This is a genomic window from Furfurilactobacillus milii (assembly GCF_009863985.1).
Lineage (GTDB): Bacteria > Bacillota > Bacilli > Lactobacillales > Lactobacillaceae > Furfurilactobacillus > Furfurilactobacillus milii_A.
Window position 1 is genome coordinate 1 of sequence record NZ_WEZT01000033.1, and the last position, 974, is coordinate 974.

Consider the following 974-nt stretch of genomic DNA (forward strand, 5'->3'; position numbering starts at 1 on the left):
CAGAACAAATGAATAATCGTCCCCGTAAATGTCTCGGATGGAAAACGCCTTATGAAATATTCTTTAATGTAGTGTTGCACTTAATTTGACAATTCAAGTCCTTAAATACCCTATCAAGTTCACCAGACAGCAGATTCCCATCTTCATCACAGGCTACCAGCTGGCAACGACACCTTGGATGAGTATCCGTGACTGGAATCGGTCCTTGTCCATAGGCAAATGTTTGTCTATCAAGTGGTTCACAAATATCACAAACACGATCATCTTCCTCGGTTAACCACATCACATACTGAACATTCTGTTCATCATACGCTCTATTCTTACCACCGTTGCTATTGCGTATAGCTTCATTAGTTGTTAACGTATGAATTCTGGATAGCATTTGGTTCATAGGCGTTGCTAAATTGTCATCAATTCGATCACCGCTTTGAGAAATACTGCGGGTCATTTTATTGATGTCTGATTTTTTCATGCGGCGACTCAAACCCTTGTTCAGGGTTTCTTTCATTCGTGTCGTCATGACGTCGCCATGCACCCAAATTCGTTGAGAATACTCAGCTTGGTTGGCTACTTTATCTGGAACTGTTGATAGTTTATTAGGGCTTGAATTATTATAGCCATCGATATACTGCTGTTTGAGTTCATTCACTGCAAATGATTCACTTTTTGCTGTAGCAATATTCATACCGGCGCCAATCATTGCACCCAACATATCACGCCGAGAAATAGATGCTTGGGCAAAGATTGCTTGCAAGCGTTTAGACAATTTGTCACTAGGACTAGCGTTAGCTAGCATTTCATCAATTGCTTGGTAAAAGGTAGATTGTAAAGAAAATAGGGACCCTTTCAGTTAACATGTGCTAACCAAAAGGGGGCCCTATTTTCTTTTAATACCGTATTTCACACGGTATCGAATAAAGGTCGTCCGTTTAATACCTGTATTTCGGGACACATCAATGTCACTCATGCCAGCT

1 protein-coding gene and 1 pseudogene are annotated in these 974 nt (G+C 40.7%); both read right to left on the reverse strand.

What is annotated here, in order from left to right; translation table 11 throughout:
- Window positions 1-49: 49 nt before the first annotated feature.
- Window positions 50-796 (reverse strand): phage minor head protein, encoded by a 747-nt coding sequence (locus tag GB992_RS10775; RefSeq protein WP_161002439.1) that lies wholly within the window; start codon window positions 794-796, stop codon window positions 50-52.
- An 81-nt stretch (window positions 797-877) separates the two neighbouring features.
- Window positions 878-974, reverse strand: a pseudogene (locus tag GB992_RS10780) (recombinase family protein); the annotation flags it as partial.

Bases quoted from the DNA above. Each gene is read 5' to 3' on its own strand.
- GB992_RS10775 (WP_161002439.1), bottom strand. From the start codon at position 796: ATGCTAGCTAACGCTAGTCCTAGTGACAAATTGTCTAAACGCTTGCAA.